Source organism: Azospirillum sp. RU38E (assembly GCF_900188385.1).
In the GTDB taxonomy this organism is placed as follows: Bacteria; Pseudomonadota; Alphaproteobacteria; order Azospirillales; family Azospirillaceae; genus Niveispirillum.
On record NZ_FZOI01000009.1, the window covers coordinates 19,223 to 43,987 of the forward strand.

At 63.0% G+C, this 24,765-nt stretch carries 20 protein-coding genes; 9 read left to right on the forward strand and 11 right to left on the reverse strand.

The genetic code is table 11. The features are described 5' to 3' along the window. Positions 1–248: 248 nt before the first annotated feature. From CHB97_RS15450 to CHB97_RS15460, 3 genes are all read left to right on the forward strand, one after another. Positions 249–2,552, forward strand: coding sequence for a TonB-dependent receptor (locus CHB97_RS15450; protein ID WP_089288891.1), 2,304 nt, complete (start codon positions 249–251; stop codon positions 2,550–2,552). A 77-nt stretch (positions 2,553–2,629) separates the two neighbouring features. Next, a complete protein-coding gene (locus CHB97_RS15455; protein WP_200819968.1) occupies positions 2,630–3,829 on the forward strand; it encodes an acyl-CoA dehydrogenase family protein in 1,200 nt (399 codons plus the stop codon). Positions 3,830–3,850: 21 nt separating this feature from the next. After that, positions 3,851–4,378 carry a flavin reductase family protein gene (locus CHB97_RS15460; RefSeq protein ID WP_089288892.1) on the forward strand — a complete coding sequence of 176 codons (528 nt, stop codon included), beginning with the start codon at positions 3,851–3,853 and terminating at the stop codon, positions 4,376–4,378. 224 nt (positions 4,379–4,602) lie between these two features. On the opposite strand, the gene CHB97_RS15465 is transcribed toward CHB97_RS15460, so the two are convergent. After that, entirely contained in the window at positions 4,603–5,238 is a 636-nt protein-coding gene (locus tag CHB97_RS15465) for a hypothetical protein (protein ID WP_143271321.1), read from the reverse strand. A gap of 273 nt (positions 5,239–5,511) precedes the next feature. Further along, entirely contained in the window at positions 5,512–7,833 is a 2,322-nt protein-coding gene (locus CHB97_RS15470; RefSeq protein WP_089289020.1) for a TonB-dependent receptor, read from the reverse strand. Between the two features lie 411 nt (positions 7,834–8,244). On the opposite strand from CHB97_RS15470, the gene CHB97_RS15475 reads away from it, so the two are divergent. Next, complete coding sequence (locus tag CHB97_RS15475; RefSeq protein WP_089288894.1) at positions 8,245–9,738, forward strand: APC family permease; 1,494 nt, start codon at positions 8,245–8,247, stop codon at positions 9,736–9,738. Between the two features lie 67 nt (positions 9,739–9,805). Further along, positions 9,806–11,341: an aldehyde dehydrogenase gene (locus CHB97_RS15480; protein WP_089288895.1), complete on the forward strand. Its 1,536-nt coding sequence runs from the start codon at positions 9,806–9,808 to the stop codon at positions 11,339–11,341. 198 nt (positions 11,342–11,539) lie between these two features. Here the strand turns inward: CHB97_RS15480 and CHB97_RS15485 are convergent, their stop codons facing one another. The 3 genes from CHB97_RS15485 to CHB97_RS15495 are packed head-to-tail and all read right to left on the reverse strand — an operon-like array spanning position 11,540 to position 14,512. Further along, complete coding sequence (locus tag CHB97_RS15485; protein ID WP_244559563.1) at positions 11,540–12,847, reverse strand: FAD-binding oxidoreductase; 1,308 nt, start codon at positions 12,845–12,847, stop codon at positions 11,540–11,542. 59 nt (positions 12,848–12,906) lie between these two features. After that, on the reverse strand, positions 12,907–13,329 hold the full coding sequence (locus CHB97_RS15490) for a Rid family hydrolase (protein WP_089288896.1): 423 nt from the start codon (positions 13,327–13,329) through the stop codon (positions 12,907–12,909). Positions 13,330–13,372: 43 nt separating this feature from the next. Further along, the gene (locus CHB97_RS15495; RefSeq protein WP_089288897.1) at positions 13,373–14,512 is read right to left on the reverse strand and encodes a tyramine oxidase subunit B; all 1,140 of its coding nucleotides are present in this window, start codon (positions 14,510–14,512) and stop codon (positions 13,373–13,375) included. Between the two features lie 180 nt (positions 14,513–14,692). On the opposite strand from CHB97_RS15495, the gene CHB97_RS15500 reads away from it, so the two are divergent. The 4 genes from CHB97_RS15500 to CHB97_RS15515 all read left to right on the forward strand — a co-directional run bounded on the left by CHB97_RS15500 (position 14,693) and on the right by CHB97_RS15515 (position 18,373). Then, the gene (locus CHB97_RS15500) at positions 14,693–15,760 is read left to right on the forward strand and encodes an AraC family transcriptional regulator (protein ID WP_089288898.1); all 1,068 of its coding nucleotides are present in this window, start codon (positions 14,693–14,695) and stop codon (positions 15,758–15,760) included. A 231-nt stretch (positions 15,761–15,991) separates the two neighbouring features. Next, the gene (locus CHB97_RS15505; protein WP_089288899.1) at positions 15,992–17,254 is read left to right on the forward strand and encodes a hypothetical protein; all 1,263 of its coding nucleotides are present in this window, start codon (positions 15,992–15,994) and stop codon (positions 17,252–17,254) included. 218 nt (positions 17,255–17,472) lie between these two features. Then, a complete protein-coding gene (locus tag CHB97_RS15510; RefSeq protein WP_244559564.1) occupies positions 17,473–17,955 on the forward strand; it encodes a MarR family winged helix-turn-helix transcriptional regulator in 483 nt (160 codons plus the stop codon). Position 17,956: 1 nt separating this feature from the next. Beyond that, on the forward strand, positions 17,957–18,373 hold the full coding sequence (locus CHB97_RS15515; protein ID WP_089288900.1) for a thioesterase family protein: 417 nt from the start codon (positions 17,957–17,959) through the stop codon (positions 18,371–18,373). 246 nt (positions 18,374–18,619) lie between these two features. On the opposite strand, the gene CHB97_RS15520 is transcribed toward CHB97_RS15515, so the two are convergent. From CHB97_RS15520 to CHB97_RS15545, 6 genes are all read right to left on the reverse strand, one after another. Beyond that, complete coding sequence (locus tag CHB97_RS15520; protein WP_089288901.1) at positions 18,620–19,123, reverse strand: DUF6644 family protein; 504 nt, start codon at positions 19,121–19,123, stop codon at positions 18,620–18,622. Between the two features lie 54 nt (positions 19,124–19,177). After that, positions 19,178–19,657: a DUF6644 family protein gene (locus tag CHB97_RS15525; protein WP_089288902.1), complete on the reverse strand. Its 480-nt coding sequence runs from the start codon at positions 19,655–19,657 to the stop codon at positions 19,178–19,180. A 243-nt stretch (positions 19,658–19,900) separates the two neighbouring features. Beyond that, positions 19,901–20,692 carry a cyclase family protein gene (locus CHB97_RS15530; protein ID WP_089288903.1) on the reverse strand — a complete coding sequence of 264 codons (792 nt, stop codon included), beginning with the start codon at positions 20,690–20,692 and terminating at the stop codon, positions 19,901–19,903. Continuing rightward, complete coding sequence (locus CHB97_RS15535) at positions 20,689–21,888, reverse strand: SDR family NAD(P)-dependent oxidoreductase (RefSeq protein WP_089288904.1); 1,200 nt, start codon at positions 21,886–21,888, stop codon at positions 20,689–20,691. The genes CHB97_RS15530 and CHB97_RS15535 overlap by 4 nt, the downstream gene beginning before the upstream one ends. Then, complete coding sequence (locus CHB97_RS15540; protein ID WP_089288905.1) at positions 21,885–23,057, reverse strand: thiolase family protein; 1,173 nt, start codon at positions 23,055–23,057, stop codon at positions 21,885–21,887. The genes CHB97_RS15535 and CHB97_RS15540 overlap by 4 nt, the downstream gene beginning before the upstream one ends. Beyond that, positions 23,054–24,733, reverse strand: a complete 1,680-nt coding sequence (locus CHB97_RS15545; protein WP_089288906.1) for an AMP-binding protein — start codon at positions 24,731–24,733, stop codon at positions 23,054–23,056. Before CHB97_RS15545 ends, CHB97_RS15540 begins: the two co-directional genes overlap by 4 nt. Positions 24,734–24,765 lie beyond the last annotated feature (32 nt).

Sequence of the window (24,765 nt, forward strand, 5' to 3'; positions counted from 1 at the left end):
GCTCTCCCCCAATTGTTGGTAAATCGGCCCAATTGCGCACGTATTGTTGCATTTACGCATCTATGCCGGATGCGGCCGGGCGCTGTCAACCAATCCGGTGCCGAGATGGGCGCCCGAACCACTGTTGCATAAATCTTCCAATCATTCTGCTTCGATATGGATTGTAGCATAAACGAGATTATGATAGCTCTGTGTAAATAAAAAATCAGGGAGAGTTCACTTCAAGTTCTGGGAGAAGGACGGGAGACATGCGTAAGATTTCATCCAAGCCGCCGCAATTGCGCGTGCGGTTGCTGGCAAGTGCTGCCTTGTTGAGCACATTGGCAATTCCGCAGGCACATGCCCAACAGCAGGGCCAGAGCATCGATCTGGAAGAGATTGTGGTCACCGCAGAGAAGCGGAGCTCCACAATTCAACAAACCCCCATCAGCATTACCGCCGTCACCGGCGATCAGTTGCTGAAACAGGGGATCGCCGACGTGGCCCGGCTGGCGACACAGACACCGGGTATTTCCATCGCCTCCTCGGGTCCGGGCCGGACCCAGTTCAATATAAGGGGCCTGTCCGGCAATGGCGGTTCATCGCCAACGGTGGGCTTTTATCTGGATGATGTGCCGGTGACGCCGCCCGCCTCGCAAATCGCGGCGGCCGGCAAGGTGCAGATTGACCCCACACTCTATGATCTGGCGCGTGTGGAGGTGCTGCGCGGGCCGCAGGGCACGCTTTATGGTGCCAGTTCGATGGGCGGCACCATCCGGCTGATCACCAATGGGCCGGTGATGAATAATTTCCATGCCAAGGCCCAGGGGGAACTGTCATCCACCAAAGGCGGCGGCACCAATTATTCCGGTAATGTCATGCTGAACATCCCCCTGGTGGATGACAAGCTGGCTGTCCGGCTGGTTGGCACCGAACGTCATAATGATGGGTTCATCGACCGCGTCATCCTGAACAATTTCCCCCTGCCCCAGGGCAATGACCGGGGCAATGTGCTGGCCGCCCCCGTGGCCAGGGTGATCGAGAATGATAATAGCGACCGGCTGCGCGCTTTCCGGGGCACGCTGCTGTTCACGCCCACGGAAAATCTGACCATCGAGCCGGCGATTTTCCACCAGAAGCTCACCACCAGCGGCCTGTCGGCCATCGACATGCCGCCGGGCCGGATGGCGCATTACCAGCCGACCGACGTGAATGAACTCTCATCGCAGCGCTTCGATGCCTATAGCTTGCGGGTGAAGTACGATATTGGCGGGGTATCGCTGCAATCCATCACCTCGGTGCTGCGGCTGGGTTCCTTCATCAAGGAGGATGATGCCGAAAGCCAGTTCTTCGCCTTCGGCCCCCTGGGCAAGACCGGGCTGGCGGCCGACAATTACACGACGGAACGCCATTCATCGCGGCAGATTAATGAGGAGTTCCGCGTTTCCTCCAACTATGACTCGCCTTTGCAATGGCTGGCGGGGGCCTATTACAGTAAATATCGGGATGATCTTTACATCCGTAATACGGTGGATGATCTGATCCCGGTCTTCGGCACCAACAATGCCTTCACTGATGAAGAGCGCGATACGCTGAAACAGAAGGCCCTGTTCGGGGAAGCCAATTACCAGTTCCTGCCGGAATGGAAACTGACGCTGGGCCTGCGTTACTTCACCTATCGCTTCTCCTACAAGCAGAATGCCACAGGTCTGGCGGCCCAGACCGGGTTGTTCTCCGGCACCGCCCGCGACAGCGGGCTGACGCCCAAGGCCACCCTGACCTATACGCCCGACCGTGACCTGCTGGTCTATGCGACGGCATCGGAGGGCTTCCGGCCAGGCGGCCCCAACCTGCCCATTCCCACCAGCGGGGCCATCGATTGTACCAATTCCTTCAAGGAACTGGGTCTGAAAGGACAGCCCCCCACCTTCGGCCCCGACCGGGTGTGGAATTATGAGCTGGGGCAGAAGGCCAAGCTGTTCGATGGTAAGGTGACCTTCAACAGCGCGCTGTATTACATTGACTGGACCGACATCCAGCAACAGACGACCCTGTCCTGCGGCTATAATTTCACCGCCAATTCCGGCCGCGCCTATTCCAAGGGGGCAGAGGCCGAAATGTCCGCCCGGTTGGGCTGGGGTTTCACCCTGCAACAATCGGTGGGCTACACCCGCTCCGCCCTGACAAGGATCAGCCTGCCGGGCAATTCACCCCTGGACCAGCAATTGCCCGACGTGCCGCGCTGGACCGCCACCACCGCATTGGAATATGCGGATGATATCAGTGATGATTTGTCGCTGAGCGCCCGCATCTCCAACCGCTATATCGGCGGCCAGTATAATTACAGCGCGGTGCCGGCCAGCCTGACCCGCAAACCGTCCTATGACATTCTGGATGCCCGCATTTCCGTGTCGGGCGACAGTTGGACGGCCTCGCTTTTTGTCGACAACATCACCAATCGGCGCGCCATTGTCGGGATCAACCGCTCCCAGGCGCAGAATAATCCCTATTTCGCCCGCGCCTTCATCAACCGGCCGCGAACCTTCGGCCTGTCGATCGAAACTGAGTTTTAAAAAGAAAACCAATCCGGCCCTGCTTCGGGTGGCAGGGCCGGACCTGTGCGAACAGAAAAATATCTGGGAGATGCATCATGTCGGTTTCACAGATGGCCCGTCGGGATCACCCGACGGCAGAAGAGCTGGTGGCGCACGCCGCCGCCATGATCCCCGTCCTGCGCAGCCGGGAGGCGGCGACGCTGAAGGCCGGTCAGGTATCGGCGGAAACAATCCACGAATTGCAGGAGGCGGGCTTTTTCCGCGTGCTGCAGCCCAAACGCTATGGCGGCTATGAAATGTCGCCGCTCACCTATGGTCGCATCGCCCGCACCCTGGCGGAAGGCTGCATGAGCACGGCCTGGGTCTATGCCGTGGTGGCCGTGCATAATTGGGAACTGGCCCTGTTCGATGACCGGGCAGCACAGGAGGTTTGGGGCAGCGACGATAATGTGCGCATCTGTTCCTCCTATATGCCGGTCGGGCGGGTGACGCGGGTAGAAGGCGGCTATCGGCTCAGCGGTCGCTGGGGCTTTTCCAGCGGTTCGGGCCATTGCGACTGGGTGATCCTGGGCGCCAATATCCCGTCCGAAACACCGGGCGCCCCGCCGGAGCCGCGCAATTTCCTGCTGCCACGCGCCGATTATCAGGTGCTGGATAATTGGGATGTGATGGGGCTGCAGGGTACCGGCAGCAATGACATTCTGGTGGAGAACGCCTTCGTGCCGGAATATCGCACGGTGCGGGACCAGGATCTGTTTGACATGCGCTGCCCCGGCCATGCGGTCAATACGGCACCGCTGTACAAAATCCCCTTCGCGCAGATTTTCAACCGCACCGTTTCCAGCACCTCCCTGGGTACGCTGAAACATGCGTTGGAAGCCTTTATCGAGGCCACCCGGTCACGACGGACCACCTATACCGGTGAAAGGCTGGCCCGCGACACCTCTGTACAGTTCACCATTTCCGAGGTGGAGCGCATCCTGGATGAACAGGTGCTGGTGATCGAACGCGATCTGACCGAGCTGCTGGACCGGGCAGTGGCCAATGACTGGCCGCTGGAACGCCGCGCCGCCCTGGCCGCTGCCACCACGGCGACGGTCAGCCGCTGCGTGCGCGGCATTGATCTGCTGATGGAATTCAGCGGGGCCAAGGCGCTGTTCCGGGGCAACCCGATCCGCCAGGCTTTCCTGGATATCCACAGCGCCCGTGCGCATGTCGCCAATAATCCCTACCCCTATGGGCGCAATCGCGGGGCGATGCTGCTGGGCATCGAAAATGACAATCAGGATATCTGAAAGCCAGGGGAGCATCGGCGCATGAGTGAAATCGCCACCCCATCCGCCAGCGCCGGCGCAATGCCAGCGCTGGCGGATGAATTCCGCCTGGCCATGCGGCGGCTGGCCGGCGGGGTCTGCATCATCACCGGGCTGGCCGACGGGGCAAGGCTGGGCATTACCGCCACGGCCGTCTGTTCCCTGTCGGCCGATCCGCCGTCCCTGCTGGTCTGCATCAACCAGCGTTCATCCTTATGCGCGGCCCTGGCGCCCGGCCGGACCTTCTGCATCAATGTGCTGAATGGGGATCAGGCGGACATCGCCAGTACCTTTGGCAGCAGCCGCGTCCAGGCCGAACGTTTCCTGGGTGGTAACTGGCAGTGTTTTGATGATGGCATCCCCTATCTGCCGGATGCGCTCTGCAGCATCCGTTGCAATGTCGATGGCATGATCGATTACGGATCGCACCGGATTTTCATCGGCAAGGCGGGCGCGATCCACCTCACCGATCCGTTCCGCCCGCTGGTTTATGGCAATGGGGCCTATCACCATCTGCACCCGGTGGCGTGATCAGGGGGGACGATGTTTTGCTGTTGAATGTCAGCGCCACGTCGTCCCGCCCCTTTCAAATCTCATCACTATCTCCCTTGATCGTGACCGATCCTGGGAGGTTTTGTGTTCCCTCAGTCGCCGGGCGGGCGCATCCGCGCCCTTGGCTTACGCGGGCATGGGCCCGCGGGCCGGCGGTCGCCAGCCTCCAATCCGCCAAGGGTCAAACCCTCGGCGGATTGGCATCACTTCGCCGCCTTTGGCAAGGTGGCCGGGATCGAATACCAGAAGCTGATATGGCAGGCCTCGCACGCCTCATCCAGGTGCCCACCGGCAACCACCAGACCCTGCACATCCTGCTTGTCGATGGCGGCCAGCGCCTGCAGCGTCGTCTGCCGCACCCCTTCGGTGAAGCCGATGAAGGCCGGCCGGTTTTCCTTGATCATGGCTTCAATCTGCGCCGGCGGATGTTCACCAAAATGCGCTTCGGCCCCCGGCGCTGCCACCCGCCGACCTTCGATCAACAGCAGGTTCATCGCTTCCAACAGCATCATGGCGTGGGCGCGTACCGCCTGCCATTCCTCTGGCGTGCGCGGCTGGCGCTTCTCCACCCCTGCCTCGTTGCTGATGACGGCCACGGCGTCCCACACCCCATCGGCGGCGGGATCAACCATATGTTCCATCAATTCATGGATGGTGGCATGGGCTTGAAAGGCCGGGGCGTCGGCTTTGGGGGCGGCGGCATCCGCTGACTGCCATCGGTCAACCCCGTACAGCACACCACAGCCCATGACCAGCGCCAGTACCGCCCAGAGCGGCCGCTGGCGAAAGCGGCGGGCTGGTGACAGACGGTTCGTGCGGGTTCTCCCCCTGCTTCGCAAGCCGAATTTCATGAGCGCGCACCCCCTCCGGTTAGAAGGCCATCATCAATGCGCCGCACCAGCCGTGCGGCACCCTCTGCTGCTGTCATGTCGGGTTTCTCCACAAGGTCGGCCCGACCTTGCCGATCAATGGCGGGGGCCGACCACGCCATTCTATCCGCTTATCAGGGGCTTCATGGCCGGATAACGGTCATGAAACCGTTGCACAGCCCCGTAACAGAATAAAAAAAGGGGGAAGGCCGCACCCACGCGGCCTCCCCCCTGGTAGCAGCATCAGAACTCCACCTTATACTGCACACCGATCTGCAACGGACGGCTGACAGCGCCCACCGGCAGGTAACGGAAGCCGCCACCCGACAGCATCTCCCGCCGCAGGAACGCGGACGGGTAGAGGTTGCCGAAATTCAGCCGTTTATCCAGCAGGTTCTTGCCATAGAGGGAGAGGGTCGCATTGTCGAAGCGCAGGCCGATACTGGCATTGACCAGATTGAAGGCCGGGCGGTTCAGAAAACCGTTCCCGTCCAGGTTCGGCACCGGCACCGTGCCGGTGTAGCTATAGTCGGCCGACACGAACAGGTCGGTCTCTGTGCTGACCGGCGTTTCGTAATAGCCGGAGACGGTGCCCGTCCAGCGCGGCACCTGCGCCAGCCGGGAATCCGGTGCCAAGGGCACCAGCCCCGGATCCTGCAGCACCGCATCTGTGTACCCAAGCCCCACCTGCAAGGTGAACGGGATACCGGTGAAGGGACGCCCCGACACCTCCAGTTCACCACCCCGGATGCGGGCCTTGCCGGCATTGGTGGTGAAACTGAGGGAGCAGCCCGGCAGCGGCACCGCCTGCTGCACGTCGGTCCAGTCAATCTGGAAGGCAGCAGCCGAGACATTCAGCCGCCCGCCGGCCACCCGATCCTTGGCCCCGACCTCATAGCTCCACACCGTATCGGGGCTGTAGCGCTGGGACTGGGATTGGCTGACGCCGATGGCAGCCAGATCATTGGCGCAGAAGGTGGGCAGCGGCGCCTGCGCCCCGCCAACGCGGAAGCCCTTGGAGGCCGAAGCGTAGACCGTGCCCTCGTCCGTCATCTTGTAGGAGATGACCGCCTTGGGCACGAAGCCGGCCTGGAAATTCTTCAGTTCCGGCACAAAGGCCCCTTCGGGCGGATTGACCATGCCGGTGCTGAGATTTTCTTCCACCCGCTGGGTGATCCAGTAATGCCGCAGCCCCAAGGTCAGCGTCAGTTTTGGTACAATATCGTAGTACAACTCACCAAAGACAGCGACATTGTCTTCATGCTTGGGAATGGTGACTTCGTTCTGATAATCCTGCGGAAAGCCCGCCTTGAGCAGTTCCGGCACCCGGATGGCCGGCTGGCGGAAGGTCTGATCCTTGCGCTGATAGAAAAAGCCGGCCACGCCCGACAGGTTGGGCAACAGTGTGCCATCGTCAAAGGAAATGCGGCTTTCGTGGGTATAGCGCTCTTCCTTGTTGATGCTGATGACGTAAAGGGCGGGGTTGCCCAGATCAGCACCCAGTTCACGCTTGAAATACTGGTTGGTGCCCTCCGTCCCATCCTCCAGCTCCTGCACCTTGCGGGCAAAAATGCTGGTGGAGGAGGTGACGGCAAAGCCCTCCCCCTCATAATTCAACACCACGGAACCAATGCCCCAGCGGTTGCGGGAATATTCCTGCACATCATGGTCACGGTTGAGCGTGTAGGATACCGGTTTGAAGCCCGGCAGCGGCAGATAGGCGGCCGGGAAGCCGTGCAGCTTGGAAAGCTCCCCCATGCCGGTGACGGTGGCTTCCAGCTTCTCCGTCAAGGCGGCGCGCAGGGTGACCGTGCCCGACAGGCTGTCATTGCGCCCCTGCCCGTCCTTGACGAACGGCTGGCCATTGGCGCCGGGGAACGCGCGCTTGATGAAGCCGGATTCCCGCTGGGCGTTCAGCGCGACATTCAGCGCCAGCTTATCGGGCGTCAGCACCACATTGGTCAGCGCATTGATGCCGGCATCGGGCCCGCCGCCATTGGTGCCGCCAACCTGGACCTGGGCGGAAGAATGCTGGTCAGACAAGGACGGCTTCTTGGTGATGAAGCGCACATTGCCGCCCATGGAACTGGCACCGAACAGGGTGCCCTGCGGCCCCTTCAACACCTCAATCCGGTCCAGGCCCAGCGCCTGCGGGCTGACTGTCGAGGGGACGGGCGTGTCATTCATATAGTAGGCGGTGGTCTCAGCGCCGACCACGCCACGGATCGTTGTCTGACGCCCGCCGCTGAAACCGACCGAAGAGACATCCGACCCCTGACCATATTGGAAGGTCAGATTGGGGATCTTCGTCGCATAGTCGGTGAAACTCTGGATATTCTGCTTCTCCAGAAAGTCAGACGAAAAGGCGGTGATGGAAACCGGCACATCCGTCAGTTTTTCATCCCGCCGGCGGGCAGAGACGACGATTTCCTCCAGCATCCCGCCCGTTTCTGCAGATGCCGTGGCGGTGGACGCTTTCTGCTGGGCAGAAGCGGGGTTGCTGCCCAGCCCCGCCAGGGCCAGCCCCACCGCCAGCGCGTAACGGGAGACCTGTTTTCCAGCCATCAGATGATACCCGTTATTGTTCAAGAGCCTGACCATAGCCCCTCCTTATGTGACGTCCCTGTCCGTGGATATTGCGGGCACCTGGCAATACGCAGCGGATACCGCCCCCACCTGCCGCCTGGCAGGATGGTGACGGCCCGGAAGAAGCCGCGATGTCAGTGTGCGCCTGTTCAAACCCGATGCGCCGTGGCGGCGCTGTTGTTTCCACCAACATACTTGCATCTGACGCTGAGGCAAGATATTTTATGCCTATAACAATTTTTCGTGGGAAGGTTTTCCGCCCCGGCTCTGTTGCCGCCCTTTGACGGGCGCCCTGGCCGGGACTGGCCCCCTTCTTTCCGTCGTTCGCCAGGACGGGCATCCCCTTGTGCGGGCTGCCACCACCCCTGAATCCAGGACTGCACCATCGCCATGAGCAATCCCGTTTCCGGTACTGAACCCCCCAACCGGCTGTTGGCCGGAATGCTGGGAACGAACGACATTATTTTCATGATCCTGGCCTGTGCCGCACCGATGGGCGTGCTGGCGGGGATCATTCCGCTGGCCTTCGCCTTCGGCAACGGCGCCGGGATGCCGGGGACGCAGTTGGGCATCTGCGCCGTGATGCTGCTGTTCGCCGTGGGTTATGTGCGGATGATGCCGCATGTGAAAAATGCCGGTGCCTTTTATGCCTATATCGCCGTCAGCCTGAACAAGGAGACGGGGATTGCCGCCGCCTATACGGCGGTGGTGGCCTATATCTGCGCCGGCACCTCCACCCTGGGCGCCATGGCCTTTTTTGCCTCGGACTTTCTGCACAGCATGTTCGGCATCAGCAGCCGCTGGGAAATCTGGGCCGCCATTGCCATGGTGGCCATCGCCTGGCTCGGCTATCGCAAGATCACCATGGCCGCCAAGGTGCTGACGGTGGCGCTGTTGCTGGAAGTGGGGCTGATCCTGCTGATCGACGTGCTGATCCTTTATGACCGGGGCTTTGCCGGGCTGGATTTCAGCAGCTTCACGCCTTCCACCATCTTCGCCCCCGGCCTGGGCATCGGGGTGATCTACGCCATCAACGGCTGTATCGGGTTTGAAGCGACGGCGATCTATCAGGAAGAGGCCAAGAACCGCAAGGTCACCATTCCCCGCGCCACCTATGGCGCGGTGCTGGTGCTGGGCAGCTTCTATGTGCTGTCCTCCTGGTGTCTGGTGCTGGCGGTCACGCCAGAGAAGATACAGGCGGTGGCGGCGGCCGATCCCGGCCGCCTCGTCTCCGGTATCGCGGCCCAGCATCTGGGGGAATTCGGGCGTAATGCGCTGAACCTGCTGACCGTCACCAGCCTGTTCGCCGCTGCCTTGGGCTTTTTCAACAATATCACCCGCTACATGTACGCCCTGTCACGCGACGGGCTGTTGCCGGCCCCGCTGGGCCGGGCGCATCCGGTGCATGGTTCGCCCTATATGGCCTGCATCCTGTTGACCGTGATCTTTTCCGCCATCGTCGGGATGTTTGCCCTGGCAGGGCTGGACCCGCTGCTGAACCTCGCCACCAGCCTTTCTTCCATGGGGGCGGTCGGGCTGGAGATTTTGCTGACGGTGACTTCACTGTCCATCCCGGTCTATTTCGCCCGTCGCCATGAATATTCGCTGGGCAAGACCTTGTCGCCCCTGATCGGCGGCCTGCTGATTGCGGTGGCAACCTATCTGTCGCTGGAAAACTATTCCGCACTGACCGGCACCGATCTGGCGACCGTCAACCGGTTGCCGTTCCTGTTCGTGGCGGTGGCCATCATCGGCCTGGCCCACGGCACCTATTTGCGCAAATTCCGCCCGGCCACCTATCGCCGGGTCGGCTCAACCCAGGTCGAGGAAGGCCGCAGCGCCGACACGGCGGTGGGCGATACGGCCAAGACAGCAACAGCCTGATGCCCACCCCGCCGGCAGGGCCAAAGGGCCAGGGCGGGTGCGGCCAATGAACATTGTGGAGTGAGAGATGACCCAATCCGCCCAAAACCGCGCGCCCGATGACCCTGCGACACCCCATCCCCTGCCGCGGCTGCCCCGTGGCCTGCCGCTGATCGACGGGCAACTGGTGGAACCGCTGCGGCCGGACCGCATGGTCGATACGATCGACCCGTCCACCGGCCGGGTGATCACCCAGCTTCACGCCTGCACCATTGACGATGTCGACCGCGCGGTACAGGCGGCACATCGGTGTTTTGAAAGCCGGGAATGGCGCACCATGCGGCCGCTGGATCGCGGCCGCCTGCTGGAACGGCTGGCCCTGCTGGTGGAGGAACACCGGGAGGAACTGGCCCGGCTGGAGGCGCTGGACAGCGGCAAGCTGCTCAACGTCACCCGCGCCATCGACCTGCAATTCACCATTGACGGGCTGCGTTATTACGCCGGCTGGGCCTCCAAAATCGCCGGGGAATATGTCAGCCATTCGCCGCTGGTGCCGGAGGATGCGGTTTACCGTGCCTATACCCAGCGCCGGCCGGTCGGCGTTGTCGCCGGTATCACGCCCTGGAACTTCCCCATTGGCCAGGCGATCCAGAAAATCGCACCGGCCATCGCCTTTGGCTGCACCGTGGTGCTGAAACCGGCGCTGGAAACCTCGCTGACGGCGCTGCGCCTGGGGGAATTGATCCTGGAAGCCGGGTTCCCCGCCGGTGCCGTGAATATCATCACCGGCCACGGGCCGGAAATTGGCACGGCCCTGGTCAACCACCCGCTGGTGCGCAAGATCGCCTTCACCGGCTCCACCGTCACCGGCCAGAACATCCTGGCCTCGGCCGCCCAGACCATGAAGCGGGTCACGCTGGAACTGGGCGGCAAGTCGCCGGCCATCATTCTGGCCGATGCCGATCTGGACCGGGCCATTCCGGGGGCAGCGGCGGCCATCTTCGCCAATTCCGGGCAGATTTGCACCGCCGGTTCCCGCCTGCTGATCGAAGCCCCGATCTATGACAAGGTGATGGAAGGGGTGTGCGACATCGCCCGCAACCTGAAACTGGGCTCCGCCTTCGATCCCGCCACCCAGATGGGGCCGCTGATTTCCGCCCGCCACCGCAGCCGGGTGGCCGCCATGGTGGAAGCCGGGTTGGCCGAAGGGGCTAGTGCCGTGGCAGGCGGCTGCCCAGGGGAGGGGGATGGCTGGTTCTACAAGCCCACCGTGCTGGCCGGTGTCTCATCCCAGATGTCGGTGATGCAGGAGGAGATTTTTGGACCTGTGGTCTGCGCCGTGCGGGTGGATGATGCGGCCGATATCGTGCGCATGGCCAATGACACGCCCTTTGGGCTGGCCGCCAGCATCTGGACGCGCGACCTGGACCGCGCGCATCTGCTGGCTGAGCGGATCGATGCCGGCACGGTTTGGCTGAACACTCATAATGTGCTGGATCTGGCCATGCCCTTCGGCGGGCACAAGCTGTCGGGCCTGGGGCATGAATTCGGCAACGAGGCGATGAAATCCTTCACCGAGCCGAAGGCCGTCTGTATGCGGCTGGAAGCGCGCGGGCTGGTCTGAAGCATAGATGTTAAGTTAGTTACTTGCCCCTTCCGTGCCTCCCCCGCGAAAGCGGGGGTCCAGGGGCCAAGAGCGCCCACCATTGTTCTTGTGGCCCCTGGGTCCCCGCTTTCGCGGGGAAGGCACGGGAGAAACTCAGCGCATAGGGGCACAGGCGGCGTTGGCAATCGGGGCAGCAGACAGGCCGCCCCTTCCCTGTCAGAACCGGTCCAGCCGATAGTGCGTCGGGTCCAGCGCGGGCGGCGCACCCGTCACCAGATCGGCCGCCAATTGCCCAGCGGCCGGGCCGATGCCGAACCCGTGACCGGAAAAGCCCGATGCCAGCACCAGCCCCGGTATCTTTGCCACCGGGCTGATCACCGGCAGGGAATCCGGCGTCACATCGATCATCCCACCCCAGGCCTGGGCCACCTCCGCCTGCTTGAAGGTTGGCCATGCGGCCACCAGATTGCGCATCGCCTCGTCATTCAGGCCCTGATTAACGGGCGGGTCCATGGTGCGGACCCGTTCAAACGGGGACAGGTCAGAGGCCCCCCAACGCCGGGGCAGTGCCAGATCGTCCCGGAATTCCCGGCCCAGCGCCACCCGCAGATTGCGCCACTGCGCCAGCAGCGTGGACAGATAGCGCGGGCCGATCAGCAGATGATCCAACGTCAGCGGTGCGAACAGGGCGCCCCGCTGGGTGATGGTGTAGCCCCCATCATGGCGCTTGCGGAAGGAGAAATCCGGCGCGCCAACGGCGATGTCGCACGGCCCCTCCATCGGTGCCGTGCGCAGGACGGAGGCCACCAGCGGCAGGGTCAGCAGGCTGACACCGAGATTGCCCAGGAAGCGCCGCGACCAGACGCCGCCGGCCAGAATGACCTGCCCGCAGCGGATTTCCCCCCGCTCCGTCACCACACCGCTGACGGCACCCGCACTCAGCGACAGGGTGCGCACGGCGCAATTTTCAACGATCACCGCCCCTTTCGCCAGGGCCGCCTTGGCAATGGCGCTGGCGGCCAGGGTTGGCTCCGCCCGTCCGTCGGACGGGGTATGGATGCCGCCAACCCAGCTCCCCACCCCGCCCGGCACCAGGGAGGCGATCTGGCGCGGGCTCAACAGGCGGCTGTCCAGCCCGGCCCCCGCAACAGAGGCCAGCCAGGCCTCATGCTTGGTCATTTCGGCATCGGTGCGGGCGATATAAAGGATGCCGGCCTGCCGGAAGCCGCAATCATGGCCGATCCGCGCGGGCATTTCCGCCCATAGCCGATCGGCCATCTGGGCCATTGGCAAATCCGGCACAGAGCGCAGCATCTTGCGGACCCAGCCGAGATTGCGGGACGATTGCTCCCCCGCAATGCGGCCTTTTTCCAGTACCACCACCGGGATGCCGCGCTCCGCCAGGGTCAGGGCGGCGGACAGCCCGATAATGCCGCCCCCGATGATGACGACGCTGGTGGCCGCTGGAAAGCCGGGGGAGGTTTCAACAGGCGTGATGTCAGGTGCCGCCATTTCGGGTGCCATTCTTGTGTTTCTTGAAACCGGAAAACGCCCCCCTTTTCGTGAAAAGGGGGGCGTGCGCCTTACAGGGAAATCAGCAGTTCCTTGACCGCGGCTTTTGAGGCACCGCGCCAGGCGGTGACCTCGATCTCCACCTTGTAATATTGGGCGCCCAACGGCGGGCAGGTCATGGTCAAGGTGGGGTTGATGCCGCGCATCCGCTCGCCATAGGCGGTCATCACCGTTTCAACATCGTCCGGAAACTGCACGAAGACGCGGGCCGCCACCACATCGGCCAGCACCGCCCCCACGGAGGCTAATGCCCCCTCAATATTGTTGAGCGCCTGATGCAATTGCTCCACCGGGTCCGCCGACATTTCCTTGGTTCGGGGATTGCGGCCGGCCGTGTTGGAGACGAAAATCAGATCATTGACGGCGACAAGGCGGGAGTAGCTGCCATGTTCCTCAAACTTGTTGCCGGTCTTTACCTTGATGATATCGGTCATTTTTCTCTCTCAGACGGGTATTGAATATTGGGGAACGACAGCCTCAGCGCAGGGCGGGCACGTCCCACAGGTTCAGCTTCACGCCGATATTGTTGGCCAGGGCGTTGCGATAGACCTGCGTGCCCCAGGCAACGTCTTCCACCGCCATGCCGCCGACCGACAGGATGATGATTTCATCATCATTGCGGCGGCCCGGTGCATCGCCGGCCGCGATGCGGCCCAGATCTTCCAACTGGTTGCGGTCGATCCGGCCTTCATCGACCAGATCGAAGAAGCGCACACCCACGGCCGGAATGATCTTGTGCACCGGCTTGGGATGTTCGGCCTGATAGGTTTCGTAAATGCCCGTGAAATCCAACACCTTGCGGATTTCCGGCGCTTCCATGCCCGCATCGATGTTGCAAGGGGCCGGCATGGCCAGAAAGGTGCCAGGCCGCACCCATTCCCGCTTCACCGTCGGATAGATCGACGGGTCACCGGTGGCGACGGAAGCGCAGAACGTGACGATATCGCAATCGCGCACCACCTGTTCATCCGTCTCCACCACCTGCACGTTGGTGATTTGCGGATAAGTCTGGGCCATCCAGTCGCGGAAGGCATCGACATTCTGCTGTCCCCGCCCCTTCAGCTTCACCGTGTCGATGCCAGGGCAGACGGCCATGAAGGCAGCGAGTGAGGTCCGGGCCATCACGCCCGGCCCCAGAATGCCGACAACCCGGCTGTCCTTGCGCGCCAGATGCCGCGCCCCCACCCCCGGTACTGCGCCGGTGCGATAGGCCGACAGCAGGTTGGCCGACATCAGCGCCAGCGGCGCCCCCGTATCCGCGTCATTCAGGATGAACATCAAGATGGACCGCGGCAGGCCCTTGGTACGGTTTTCAATGTTGGAGCCGTACCATTTCATGCCCGCCGTGTGGAAATTCCCGCCCAGATAGGCCGGCATGGCCATGAAACGCCGGTCGGCCGTCTGCTTGGGCATGTTGGGAAAGGGTGATTCTTCCGGGAAGATCACGATGGCGCCGTGGGAATTGCTGTCCGGCCCCGCCATGCGGTAATCACCGGCGTGCAGCAGGCGGAACATCTCCTCCATCGTGTCGACGCAGGCCGCCATATCGGTCACGCCGGCCCGGATCATGTCCGGCTCGGAAAGGTAGATGAAATCGATCTTGGGCAGGGTGCTCATGGGTCCAACCTGATAGGGAACATGGGTGCAGCGGCGGCCCGGCGCGCGCCGACGGCGCGCAGGCACGGGGGGCAACAATCCTGTGCGGACGAACAGCAGTTTCGTCCGCGCATGGTTGTGTGTAAATTGCAGGTCGGGACCACTGCTTTGCAGAATCGGTCAGGAAAGGTCTTGCGTCGAATGCCGAAAAGCCGAGCGCCATCGGATCAGGAAAGCAGCGCCACCAGCAACCCGCCAACCATCAGGGCACTGTTTCTCACTGCCCTGCTGAATGTGCTGTCCGATATGGATGGGCGGATTGATCCGCTGTTGCGCGAACATGGGTTTTTCCTGTCCCAACTTGATACGCCCTATGAGCGGGTGCCGCTGCACCGCTATGTGGCGCTGCTGGAACATGCGGCCGCCAAGCTGGATCGGCCTGATCTGGGGCTGGAAATGGGCCTGTCCTTCGGGCTGGCCGATCTGGGGCCGTTTTATGCGCTGTTGCGGGCATCGGGGACGGTGCGGGGCGCACTGGATTATCTGGCTACCTTCCAGTCGCGCCTGCAAAGCCGCACCCTGTTCGACAGCCATATCGGCCCCGATTGCACCACCTACAGCTATCGGATTGAGGATGCCGATATCTGGCCCCGGCGCCAGGATGCCGAATTTGCCATTTCCGGCTATGCGCATCTGGTCCGCCAGCTCAGTTCCGCCCGCTGGGCGCCGGTATCGGTGCAGTTCGAACATGCCATCACCGGACGGGAGGAGACGTTGGCCCGCTTCTTCCGTGCCCCGGTGAGCGGCAGCCAGGTGGCCAACGGGCTGACCATCCGCAATGAGGATCTCGACCGGCCCTTCGCCAGCGCCATTCCATCGGAAGACCAGAAGCTGAAGAGCATCCTGGAATGGCATCTGCTGGACCTGATGGGGCCGGACAGCAAACCGGCGGAAGGGCTGGCCGCCTTGACCAAGGATATCATCAGCCGCCGGCTGGGCCGTACCCATGTCGATTGCGCCGCCGCGGCGGCGGAGCTGAAACTCTCCGAACGGTCCCTGCGCCGGCGCCTGATGGAGGAAGGAACCTCCTTCCGGCTGCTGTTGCAGGAGGCGCGGCAGGAGCGGGCCCGGCTGATCCTGGGCAGCCCCGACCTGCCGCTGTCAGTGGCGGCCGAACAGTTGGGTTATTCCGACACCGCCACCTTTTCCCGCGCCTTCAAGGATTGGACCGGGATGCCGCCCGGCCGCTATTCCCGCAATTCACGATAAGCGGATGCCCCGGACGGGCAGCAGAATTTTTCGACCATTCGTTACGTATGCCAAACATTTTCTGAACAAATACAACCCTTCCTGCTAGGTTGGGAGACAAGGGTATTCGGCCCGCCGCCTCTGCTTTTTCAGAGGGCAGCCGCAGCGTCAAAAACCTGCTGCGGACAGCACAGCCCCTTGGGGCGGCCGGACAAAAAAAAGCCGAATGAAGAATAGACGGAGCAGGAAGGCATGAATCCCCCGCAGTCAGACGAGGTGTCCGCGTCGGCGGACAGCTTCGCGGAAGAGGTGATCAAGGTCCGGGCCGAGTTGACAAACGCACGCTCGGCCACGTTGTTGCAACTTTTCAACTTTCTGGTGGAGCGATCCCAGGACGAACGCGCCCCGAAGGAAATTGAAATCGCGCTGGCCGTGTTCGGCCGCGACGGGGCGGGTGATACGGCCGCGTCGCTGGATTCCGGGGTGCGGGTCTATGTGCACCGGCTGCGCAAGCGGTTGGGCGATTTCTATGCCGGGAAGACCGGCGCGAAACTGGAAATCCCCAAGGGCGAATACCGGATCATCCTGGTGACACCGGCCGAGGCGGTGCCGTTTGAACAGCCCACCGAAGAACCGGCACCACCCCCGGTCCCGCAGAGGGCCGCGACCCTTTCCTTTGCCAGCCTGCTCGCCATCCTGCTGGTGCTGATATCCGGCAGCTTCGGGCTCTGGCTGCTCTGGTCCAGCGTGCGGGTGGAACCGCTGGGCCATAAATTGCGGGCCACCGCCTTCTGGCAGCCCTTGGGCACCGGCCCGGCCCATGTGGTTGTCGGCGACACATTTCTGATCGGCGAAACGGAGGATCAGCGCGATATCCAGCGCATGGTGCTGGAACCGGGCATCCGGTCGCGGGAAAATCTGGGCAGCTATCTGCAAACCCATCCAGAGGCATTCTACCGGCTGTATGATCTGGACCTGAATTTTGCACCGGTCGGCACGACGGTGGCCGCCTGGGATGTGCAAAACGCCATTGGGCGTTTCCGCGCCAACAGCAGCGGCCATGTGCCGCTGATCCCCGCCTCCAAACTGGGGGCAGAGATGCTGGACAATGCGAACATCATCTATGTCGGGCGTTTCGCCAACCTGGGCCGTGTGGCCCCGCTGCTGGCGCAGATATCCGGTATCCAGCCGGGGGAGGCCTATAATGTCCTGACGGACCTTCCGTCCGGCAAGCGGTTCGTCGCCACGATTGACCCCGGCCAGCCCGGCGGGCAGGTCGATTATGGCTATATTGCCAGCCTGGTGACGCCGCTGGGCCAGCGCATCTTCATCGTTGCCGGCATTGGCGACACGGCGGTGCGCAACATGGCGGCCCTGGTCGGCAATCCCGAACAATTGCGCAGCCTGGAAGCCGAAGCCGGCATCCATGGCAATTATGAAGCGCTGTTTGAGATCAAGGCCACCGGCGATCTGGCGCTGAGCCGGAACAGCCTGCTGGTCCGGTCGATCCGCTGACGAGAAAAAGCATCGTCGAAAGGGGCTTTTTTGGCGTCGCTGCCGGGTTGACCGGCAGCAAGCCGCTTGGCTATTTTGCCAATTTGCTTTAAACATAAACTATCCACCGGGGAGAGGCCGGACGGATCAACCTGTCTGGTTCCTGGCGCTTGGGCTGGCACCGGATGCTGGTCCATGCCGAACCTTCCCCACGCCACCAGTAACCAACAAGAATACGCATGACAGCCGAAACCGAGATGTTTGATGAACGCCCGCCGGTAGGTGCAGGTTCGATGGAGCTGCGGATGTGGATCCGCCTGCTCACCTGCGCCAAGGTGGGGGAAAAGCGGCTGCGTCGCAATTTTGAGGAGCAGTTTGACACCACCCTGCCCCGCTTCGATGTGATGGCCGCACTCTACCGTGCGCCGGAGGGGCTGAGCATGAGCGCGCTGTCGCGCGCGCTGCTGGTCTCCAACGGCAATGTCACTTCCATCGTGCGGCAGCTTCAGGCCCAGGGCCTGCTGCAATCGGTGACCGACCCGCGGGATGCCCGGTCGGCCATCGTCTCCCTGACCAAGGCCGGCCGGGCCCATTTCGTAACCTTGGCCGAAGCCCACCATCAATGGATTGCGGAGACATTCCGCGATTTTCCCCCTGAACGGATGGAAGTCCTGCTGGAGCTTTTGACGGAGCTTCGGGCGCTGCTGTCCAAAGGAACATGACATGCCCTTTGAAACCACCACCCAGGTCCGCTTCTCCCAGGTGGACCCGGCCGGGATTGTCTTCTACCCGCGCTATTTTGAAATGCTGAATGCCGCCGTGGAGGATTGGTGCGCCCAGGCGCTGGGCCATGATTTCAAAAGCCTGCATATTGACCGCCATATCGGCGTGCCCACGGTAAAGCTGGAAACGGAATTCCTCTCCCCCAGCGAGCTGGGCGATCTGCTGACCATCGCCATTTCGACGCGCGATATCGGCCGCACCAGTTGCCATCTGCATATTGTGTTCAGCGGCGATGACCGGGTGAGATTGCGCGCCAATGTCGTCCTGGTCTGCATGGACCTGCAAACCCGCCGCGCCATCCCCTGGCCGGTGGAAATGCGCGCCCGTATGAATGCCGGGCTGTTGCCGGCGGCGTGATTGCCAACGATAAGGCCCTGGTGATCGGTTTTGATCACCAGGGCCTTTATTGCATGAAAAGACCAGGAGAAGTAATTACGCAGAGTTTCTCTGGGAAATTTACTGTGTTTTCCGAAACCTTGCCACCTCTCCACCGTCATTCCCGCGCAGGCGGGAATCCAAAATCCGCGCTGTCGTATGGATTCCCGCCTGCGCGGGAATGACGGTTAATTGGCTGGAAAACATGAGAGCTTCATGAGCTGACTCTCAGAAGAACGTCTCCAGCGTGAAGCCGATCCAGCGGCCGAGATAGATTACGGTCAGCCACAAGGTGATGGACAGCACGCCGGCGGTGCGGGCGGCGTTGGGTGGCGGGATCGTCACATCCCAATCGGCGATGCGGCGATAAATCGTGGCATGGAAGATCATCATATTGATGCCCGCCGCCGCGATCACCACCATCTTCCACAGGAATTGGGCATTGTTCATATAGGCCGGGGCATTGGCCACGAACATCAGCAGCCCGGTCACCACAGCCAGCGCAAAGGCACCCCAGGTGAAGGGCAGCAATTCGGTGATCAGCTTGTCGATGCTGCGCCGATGCGCGGTAAAGCCGATCAAGCGCAGATCAACAATCAGGATGGTGCCGAACACCAGCGCGATGGCAATCACATGGAAGGATTCAAGGGTTGGGAAAACCGGCGGATTCTGGCGAATCCACAGGGAAAAATCAGATTCATAAAGTGCCAGCAGCATGTTCTGCAAGGACATGTCAGCCCCCCGCTCTTTCTGGATTATGTTGAAAAGTCTTGGTGCGGCGGATCGTCAGGTATAGGCGATGAAGCGTCCGCAGAAGATCACCGCGCCCCAGACAACCAGGGACAGCCAGGCGGCTGGCTTCGCCAGGGCCACGGGTGCGGCCCCCACCGGCTGCAGTGCCAATACCGGCTTCTGAAAGCCCCGCGTCAGGGCAAAGCCGGACAGAACCAGCACCATCTTGACCCAGAATACCGTGTTGCCCAGTGTGCGCCCCGGCTCGGCAATCACCAGCAGGGTGCCGGTTGACAGCAGCACGATCAGGGCCGGCCCCATCCAGGGCAGATAGCGGCGCACCACCGCCGCCGGCGTCTCGTCGGTGGCGATGATACCCGCCAGCCGCAGGTTGGAAACCAGGGCCGCCCCGACCAGAATGGCGATGGCCAGGATATGAATGGTCTGCACCGTCGGGATAAACCAGACCATCTCCCGGAACGCCACAGCAAGTGGCGTGGCATAGAGCCATTGGCTGAATGTTTGAATGGACATCTGTGAAGCTCTCCCCTTATGGGTCGTCGGCCAGCAGCGCCGGATCGCGGGGGCTGGCAGCTGCCCCTCCACTGGCGCACGCTGCCCGACGACGTTTTATGGATACCGGACGTCTGACCCCGCCCGACAGGTTGAAACGGTTTGCTACGGGGTACAGCGGGCGGCTTCCAAGGGGCCTATCGGGGGAGAAAGAAGCGCTCACCGCCGCCGTAACGGTACTGTAACCCCCGTCCTATGCGCATTTCAGTGGCCAGCCACCAGCGCCATCACCCGCAGCGGGCTGCCCGATCCGCCCCTTATTTTCAACGGCATGGCCACGATCACCGACCCGAAGGCCGGCAACTGGTCCAGGTTGGTCAGGCATTGCAGGCCGAACCGGCCATTCCCGTGCAGGATGGAATGGGCCGGCAGCGGTTCGTTGAAATGGGCGGCCTGTCCGGCATCGGTGCCCACCGTTTCCACCCCCAGCCCCACGCAGTCGCGCTCCAGAACCAGGAAGCGCATGGCGCCGGCATCCGGCCCCGGCGAATGGGCGCCATCATCCTTCAGGTTCAGGTAAGACAGTGTGCCCACCCGCTTTGACCAGTCGCTGCGCAGCAAGATCCAATGGCGCGGCGGGATCGGGCCGTGGCTCGCCTCCCACGCCTCCAGAAAGGCGCGGGTGACGATGAAATCCTCGTCCGCTGCGGCCTCATTGCTGATATCGATGACGACGGCCGGATGGATGAAATCCGCCGGGCTGACCGCATCCACGGTGCCGTTGGGCACGTCGCGGCCGGTGATCCAATGGGCCGGCGCGTCGAAATGCGTCCCGGTATGTTCATTCATGGAGATATTGTTCCAGTACCAGGCCGGGCCGTTGCCGTCATAGCGGGACACGGTCTCCATCCGGAACGGCTCGCACTGGCCGAATTCCGCCGGCAGTACGATGACCGGGAAATCCGGCGACAGGATATTGGTCAGGTCCACGGTGCGGATGCGCTGCGTGGCGATGCCGGCAATCAGGCCGGCCAGGGTGGGGTCCAGGGCGGTCACAGGTTCTTCTCCCGTACAAAAAGGGCCGGATCGGCCAGCCAGCGTTCCATCGCGTCACTGGCGACCTCGCCGACGCAGGTTGTTTCCCGTCCCATGTGCAGCGCCTCGACAACCTCGCGCGCCAGCCGGGATGGCGCCACCTTGGGCGGCGGAACAGATTGATGATCCTCGTCATCGCTGGGGCCGCTGAAGATGGACAGCACGCGCACCCCCTGGGCCCGCATGTCATGCCGGAAGCTGTGCAGCAGCGACAGGCGGGCGGCTTCGGCAGCGGCATAGCCGGCAAAACCGGCTTCCCCCGCCAGGGCCTGGATGGAGACAAGATCGACAAAGGCCCCGGCGGGCCGCCCGGCCAGCAGCGGCGCACAGGCCGCCGACAGGCGCATAAAGCCCAAAACGGCGATATCCATCATCCGCTTCTGGTCCACCAGATTGCGGCCGCCGCGCACGAAACGCGCGGTGTTGATGACGATATCCAGCGGCCCGGCAATTTTGCTGATGCCCTCTGCCACCAGCGAACTGTCGGTGATGTCGAACGGCAGCGTCTGCACCCGGTCCAGGCCCGACAGTTCGTCCGTCAGGTCGGCCGCACGGGATGGCGGGGCCATGCCGGCGAAGATCAGGCCGGCACCCGCCGAATGCAGCGCCTTCACCACGGCCCGGCCAATGGCGCTGCGCGCGTCACTGACCAGAACGATCCGGTCCTTCACCGGCACGGTGAATTCACGCCATTGATGGTCATCCATATCGGGCCTCCCCCCGGCCGGCAGGGCGAACAGGGCCGCGTTCCCGCCCTTGTCCAGCATCAGATGCATGTCCGCCCGGTCACCCGGCTTCAGGTCGGCGTGCAGATGGGCCAGCGCCGTGGGGCCGGCATCCAGCGCCAGCTTGCCCATACGCCAGGGCAGATGATCGCGGAAATAAAGGTCGGTGGTGGCGCGGATCGTGGTCTCACACAGCACCAGCGCGCCGCGCGCCTGATCCTGCCAGAGCAGTTCGCCCCAGCACCGGGGGCAGGCATCGCGCGGCGGGTAGGTCACAGCACCACAATCCTGGCAGGCCTGCAGCACAAAGCACCCGGCCGCCGCGCGGGCGGACATGGCGTGCATCGCGGAACTGCGCAGGCCCGGCGGAACGTGGCGATCCTTGCGCCGGGCCAGGGGATCACGCTTGTCGCGGGGGGGATGCTGGCTCATCGGCAGGCCTCGATCACGGCGGCGGCGGTGCAGACGCCACGGTCATAATTCACCAGCCCAAAGCCGGACAGCGCAGCGGTTCTGGCATCCGGCACCTGGGCGCCCAAAGGTTGGTGCAGCACCTGCCGCAACCCCTCGGTCACATTCTGAAAGCCGCCGGCGGCCCCGGCCTGACCGGCCGATAGTTGGCCGCCATTGGTGTTCAGCGGCAGGTCGCCGTCGATTTCAAACCCGGTGCGGGCGATGAAATCGGCCGCCTGCCCCTTGGGGCAGAAGCCCAGATCCTCCAACTGCATGGCGACGATCACCGGATAATCATCATAGGCCTGCAGCATATGCACCTGTTCCGGGCCGATCCCGGCCATGGACCAGAGATCATCCACATCCATAGCCCAGCCACCGCGCAACTGCACCGGATCGTCGGGAAAGGCATTGTGCCGTTCGATGGTGGCCAGGATGCGCGCGGTCTTCAGTCCGCGCGCCGCCGCGATTTCCGGCGTGGTGACGATGAAGGCCTCTGCCCCGGCGCAGGGCATCACGCAGTCGAACAGATGCACCGGATCGGAAATCGGCCGCGCGCGGAGATAATCGTCCAGCGTCAGTTCCGTGCGCATCAGGGCCAGCGGGTTGAACAGGGCATTGCGCCGCTGGGCAACGCACAGCTTGCCAAAATGCTCCCGCCCGATGCCATAGGTGCGCATATAGGCATCGGTGATCAGGGCGAAGGTGGCATTCGGCCCGCCAAAACCATAGGGATAGACGGCATCCTGCGAAAAGCGGGAGAAGCCGGCCAAGGTCTGGCGGAAACTGTCCAGATGGTTGGTATCGGCGGCAACGCAGGCGACAATATCGGCATCGCCACATTGCACCGCCCTGGCGGCCCGCCGCAGCGCCATCACACCGCTGGCCCCGCCGGTGGGCAGATGGTCCAGCCAGCGCGGCGACAGGCCCAGATGCTGCACCATACCGACGGCCGTGTCGGGCGCGGCGGAAAAGCTGGCAAAGCAGAAACCGTCAATGTCACCAGGGCCGAACCCCGTCGCCCCGGTCAGCGCCCGCAAGGCCCGACCTGCCCACCAATGGGCCGTCTGGCTGGAATAGCGTTCATAGGGCACCGTCACCGGTGCGCAGAGAACCACCCCGTCATAGGAAATGCGGGTGCGTGTCATGCCTGTCGCTTCTTCAAGGCGCGGGTATCCAGGAACTGCCCCGCCGCCATCTTTTCAGCGACCAGGGTTTTCAGGGCGGCGCGCAGTATTTTTTCCGTCGGCGTCTTGGGCAGGTCGCGGACAAAGGCGATCCAGCCCGGCACCTTGTAATAGGCCATCTGGCCCAGGCCCCAGCGGGCGATTTCTTCCGCCACAGTCTGATCACCCTCCCCCGCGCCCTGCAGCACGATCAGCGCCGCCACCTCGTCCCCGCGCAGGGCGTCGGGCGTGGCGGCGACGGCGGCCTGCTTGATCAGCGGATGGCGGGCCAGGATGGATTCCACCTCCACCGCTGCGATATTCTCGCCGGAGCGGCGGATGACATTCTTCTTGCGATCAACGAAGTGAAGGTCACCATCCGCATCGCGGGACACAATGTCCCCGGTATGGAACCAGCCGCCGGCCCAGGCCTCCGCCGTGGCCTCCGGGTTCTTCAGATATTCCTTGAAGAAGCCATAGCGCGGGTTGGCCCCGGCGCGGCGCACCAGCAATTCACCCGGCACATCCGTGCCAACCTCGTTGTCCTGATCATCGACAAGGCGGATTTCCACCGCCTCTGTCGGGCGGCCAAAGCAATGGCTGCCGATCTTGCGCGGCTCCCGGCTGGCGCAGATGACGCCGCCGCTGCCCGTCTCCGTCATGGCCCAGGCTTCGATCAGCGGGAAGCCAAAGCGCTCCTCAAACGGGCCATGCAGTTCACGCGGCACCCCAGCCCCAAACCCAAACCGAACGCTATGGGCGCGGTCGGCATCCGCTGGCGGGGCCTTCATCAGGATGGAGGGCATGACCCCCAGATAATGCAGGCAGGTGGCCCGGCTCTGCCGCACCGCATCCCACCATGTGCCGGGATGGAAGCGATCCAGAACGGTCAGACAGCCGCCCAGGGTGACCATGGCCAGCACCGACACCGCCATGGCGTTCATATGGAAGACCGGCAGTGGCGTCAGCATCCGCTCCTGCCCCGGCTGCAAGGAAATCAGCCCGCCGACATCGCGGTACCAATCGCCGGAATGCAGGAAATATTCATTGGTCAGCACACAGCCCTTCGGCGCGCCCGTGGTGCCGGAGGTATAGAGCAGTGCTGCTTCCGTATCGCGGTCGGGCGGTGTTGCCTCCCCCTTGCCGCCAGCCAGTGCCGGTAGCCTGTCCTGTGGCGTCACCGCCATCAGGGCGCTGCCGGCACTGCGCGCGGCGGCCGCCACCTCTTCCAGCCGGTGGGGCAGGATGAAGGCGGCCGCCATTTCCGAATGGCCGATCAGATATTCCAGCTCGCTGCGACGCAGATCGGGATTGATCGGCACAACAGAGGCGCCCAGACCATTGGCAGCAAACCAGATTTCAATAAAATCAGGCCGGTTTTCCAGCAGCAGACCGATGCGCGTGCCCGTGCCGACACCGGCGGCACGCAAGGCCGCCTGCCGCGCCTGCACCCGGTCCAGCATCTGGGCATAGGTGATTTCCCCCGCAGCGATGCCATAGAGCACCGCCGTTTCGGGCAGAACATTCAGGAACGGGTGCCCTGGATAGGCACTGGCCGTTGAGACAAACCGGGAAAAGACTGTTTCGCTGCTCACCACATCCTCGCGCAGATCGTCACAGCGGCCGGCAAGGCGGCCACCGATGCAGAATTGGGGCATTCATTCCTGAGATAGGATATTTTATGCTTAAA

Coding starts and splice junctions, on each gene's coding strand:
- CHB97_RS15535 (WP_089288904.1), bottom strand. CDS start 21,888: ATGAGCCAGCATCCCCCCCGCGACAAGCGTGATCCCCTGGCCCGGCGC.
- CHB97_RS15475 (WP_089288894.1), top strand. CDS start 8,245: ATGAGCAATCCCGTTTCCGGTACTGAACCCCCCAACCGGCTGTTGGCC.
- CHB97_RS15500 (WP_089288898.1), top strand. CDS start 14,693: ATGCCGAAAAGCCGAGCGCCATCGGATCAGGAAAGCAGCGCCACCAGC.
- CHB97_RS15480 (WP_089288895.1), top strand. CDS start 9,806: ATGACCCAATCCGCCCAAAACCGCGCGCCCGATGACCCTGCGACACCC.
- CHB97_RS15510 (WP_244559564.1), top strand. CDS start 17,473: ATGACAGCCGAAACCGAGATGTTTGATGAACGCCCGCCGGTAGGTGCA.
- CHB97_RS15520 (WP_089288901.1), bottom strand. CDS start 19,123: ATGTCCTTGCAGAACATGCTGCTGGCACTTTATGAATCTGATTTTTCC.
- CHB97_RS15485 (WP_244559563.1), bottom strand. CDS start 12,847: ATGGCACCCGAAATGGCGGCACCTGACATCACGCCTGTTGAAACCTCC.
- CHB97_RS15505 (WP_089288899.1), top strand. CDS start 15,992: ATGAATCCCCCGCAGTCAGACGAGGTGTCCGCGTCGGCGGACAGCTTC.
- CHB97_RS15455 (WP_200819968.1), top strand. CDS start 2,630: ATGTCGGTTTCACAGATGGCCCGTCGGGATCACCCGACGGCAGAAGAG.
- CHB97_RS15525 (WP_089288902.1), bottom strand. CDS start 19,657: ATGTCCATTCAAACATTCAGCCAATGGCTCTATGCCACGCCACTTGCT.
- CHB97_RS15450 (WP_089288891.1), top strand. CDS start 249: ATGCGTAAGATTTCATCCAAGCCGCCGCAATTGCGCGTGCGGTTGCTG.
- CHB97_RS15460 (WP_089288892.1), top strand. CDS start 3,851: ATGAGTGAAATCGCCACCCCATCCGCCAGCGCCGGCGCAATGCCAGCG.
- CHB97_RS15515 (WP_089288900.1), top strand. CDS start 17,957: ATGCCCTTTGAAACCACCACCCAGGTCCGCTTCTCCCAGGTGGACCCG.
- CHB97_RS15540 (WP_089288905.1), bottom strand. CDS start 23,057: ATGACACGCACCCGCATTTCCTATGACGGGGTGGTTCTCTGCGCACCG.
- CHB97_RS15470 (WP_089289020.1), bottom strand. CDS start 7,833: ATGGCTGGAAAACAGGTCTCCCGTTACGCGCTGGCGGTGGGGCTGGCC.
- CHB97_RS15495 (WP_089288897.1), bottom strand. CDS start 14,512: ATGAGCACCCTGCCCAAGATCGATTTCATCTACCTTTCCGAGCCGGAC.
- CHB97_RS15490 (WP_089288896.1), bottom strand. CDS start 13,329: ATGACCGATATCATCAAGGTAAAGACCGGCAACAAGTTTGAGGAACAT.
- CHB97_RS15545 (WP_089288906.1), bottom strand. CDS start 24,733: ATGCCCCAATTCTGCATCGGTGGCCGCCTTGCCGGCCGCTGTGACGAT.